The organism is Pseudomonas sp. (genome assembly GCF_049590575.1).
Lineage (GTDB): Bacteria > Pseudomonadota > Gammaproteobacteria > Pseudomonadales > Pseudomonadaceae > Aquipseudomonas.
Map to the genome: position 1 here is coordinate 1 of NZ_JBAWDE010000438.1, position 2,519 is coordinate 2,519.

Annotated in this window: 3 protein-coding genes; 2 read left to right on the forward strand and 1 reads right to left on the reverse strand. The window is 50.6% G+C overall.

The window, feature by feature from the left end; genetic code table 11:
• Positions 1-372: 372 nt before the first annotated feature.
• The gene (locus tag WBR57_RS30000; RefSeq protein WP_424089191.1) at positions 373-903 is read left to right on the forward strand and encodes a response regulator; all 531 of its coding nucleotides are present in this window, start codon (positions 373-375) and stop codon (positions 901-903) included.
• 514 nt (positions 904-1,417) lie between these two features.
• Positions 1,418-1,606 (forward strand): hypothetical protein, encoded by a 189-nt coding sequence (locus tag WBR57_RS30005; RefSeq protein ID WP_424089193.1) that lies wholly within the window; start codon positions 1,418-1,420, stop codon positions 1,604-1,606.
• Here the strand turns inward: WBR57_RS30005 and WBR57_RS30010 are convergent.
• Positions 1,603-2,519 (reverse strand): DUF748 domain-containing protein (locus WBR57_RS30010; RefSeq protein WP_424089194.1); only part of this gene is annotated, 917 nt, incomplete at its 5' end. The two genes, WBR57_RS30005 and WBR57_RS30010, sit on opposite strands and share 4 nt — an antisense overlap.

Sequence of the window (2,519 nt, forward strand, 5' to 3'; positions counted from 1 at the left end):
AGGTTGTCTTTTAAGCCGGGCTTCGGCACGAAGACGCAGTTCCGCGGCATTGGGAGGGATGCTGGACTTTTTCGGCATGCGGGATGACCTCTTAAATTATCGGTTACCGGTGATTTTTATACACTGATTTGGATGTGTTAGCGAGTAATGTCGGGCGCTCATGGAGTCCTTTTGATTCTTCGCCGATAAGCTATCAACACTCGTTCGCTTTCTCCAATGGGGTGAACACCCCATATCCTTTGGGTGTTATTTGGTCCTATGTTTTTTCATGATAAGCATCCAATTTCGTTCTTAATGCGGCACTCCGCCTTAAGTAGGAACCACCATTCACCAAGGCGCGTCGGACATTTGTAAGACACCCATTTACACAAAATGAAAAGGCAAGAACTCATTGAGTCATTACCCGTCAAACAAATTACCGTTCTCCTGGCGGAGGATCATGCGGGCTTCCGCAAGTCCTTGAAATTGTTGATTGAGTCTGACGGCGATATCGAGGTCGTGGGAGAGGCAAAAAACGGGCGTGAAGCCGTACGGCTGACCAAGAGCCTTCATCCCGAAGTCATTGTCATGGATATCGCCATGCCCTTGCTGAACGGGCTGCAGGCCACCCAGGAGATCATGGCAAACTCTTCTGCCACCCGAGTGCTTATTCTCTCCGCGCACCCCGATCCCGAGTACATCAAGCAAGCCGTGATATTGGGCGCGTCCGGGTACCTCATCAAGCAATCCTCAACCCACGTTCTGGCCCATGCGGTTCGCGAGGTGCTCAAGGGAAACTCTTTTTTCTGCGCTCCGATCTTGAAACCCCTCCGCGACGAGTGCCGAAAATTATTCGGCAAGGGTGAGTTGCTGAAAAAAAGAGCGGCTCGCCCGGTGTTTCCTGGCAGTTCGTTTAACAACTAGACAACTAGATTCCACCAGCCTGGATTTGAAGCGAAGTCCGGGCCTATTTTGAAGACGCTTCCGGCGCCACCGTCGATTGCACGCTGCTTTCAATCTTATAGGGTCTAATTCCCCGCCGCTTGCGGCGTTCTTTTCATAATCTGAAATTGTTTCCCAATACCCCGCTGCTTGCGGCGGGTTCATTATTGACTGAATGTTCCGTGCTTTTCTTTCATAAGATCATTCTTAAATATGATCGTCACTTCGGAAGAGTCGCTATGATAGGTGTAAATCGTTTGGGTGCCTCCAATGACTGGTATCGATTCGGATTGGGAATCCGCAGGATCGCCCAGAATGGATCGAACCTCTGTCGGAGACATGTCGTCATGAACTTTGTCGAGATTGGCTTGCGTAAGATCCGTCGAGGTAAAGGCTCCGCATCCAGCAATAAATAAAGACAAAACCAGACAGAGATGGGGTTTCATAAGTTCAAAGTAAATCCAAATGAGAGGGATGCCTACGGGGTGTGTACCCCATGAGCGACTTGTTCGCGTCAAAGGTAGCCCAGCAAATAAAGTACGAGCAGGATGACGAGGACAAGGCCGAGTCCGCCACCGCCGCCGACGTGTCCTCGGTAAGCATAGCCGCCGCCGCCGAAGAGAAGAACAAGGACAACAATAAGGAGGATGAGCATCATAATGATAGTGGGTATGAGATTTATTAATTTTTTGCTGCGGGGGACGGTTGGGCTGTTTCTTTTTCGGTTGATACGGATAAAGGGGTGGTGACGGTATCGGTGGGTTTCGGCGGAGAATGAGTTGGATCGAAACCGGGACGAAGGGCTTCGATGTAGGCGTTCCACAAAACGCCTGCGATGGCGCTCACGGCATCGACATCAGGTTGATCCACCCGTCCCGATATTTCAGTCTGGGTAGCGATTACCTGCTTATCGTTTTCAAAAAGTCCCTTCACCGTGTTGAGAATTCCCGACCAAATGGCTCCGGGGTTTCCCTTGTCGGCAGGTTTGGGCTCAAACTCCAGCCGGTAAAAGAAGGGCTTCACATAACCGTGATAAATTCCCTTGTCGCCGGCAAGTTCACCGTAGAGGCCGATTTCGCCGCTCTTGACCTGAACTTTCAGATATTTTTGCAGGGCGGCATTGGCTCCGGCGGCGGGCACGTGCTCCATGCTAATGTTTTGAGTGAAGGTCGCGAATCGTTCATCAAAATTGACGGCCAGATTCATTGCAAATGTTCCAGTGAGCAAGGGTCGTGCGCTGATTTTTACGGTCGCCGGTAACGGAATTTTTAGTCCCTCGCTGTTGCTCATATTGTCGGCGGCGAGTTCGAAGTCACTCATCTCCAGATCAACTTGTGGATCGGCATGAAAGTCCAAAAAATGAACATCGCCCTGGTGAATTCTGACCCGATTAACCCGCCATGGGATGAGATCCTTGATGGCGTCGATCCATACCTTGCTGATGTAAATCTGGCTTTGCGCCGAGTTGGGACCGGCAACCAGATTGATTTGTGGATCAAATATCGTAACGGAGGCGCGCTTCACGCCGTGAAATATTTCGGACCATTGGAGGGAGATATTCCAGCGTGGCGAAGAAAAGAAATGGACGGGGATTTTCC

Bases quoted from the DNA above. Each gene is read 5' to 3' on its own strand.
- WBR57_RS30005 (WP_424089193.1), top strand. From the start codon at position 1,418: ATGAGCGACTTGTTCGCGTCAAAGGTAGCCCAGCAAATAAAGTACGAG.
- WBR57_RS30000 (WP_424089191.1), top strand. From the start codon at position 373: ATGAAAAGGCAAGAACTCATTGAGTCATTACCCGTCAAACAAATTACC.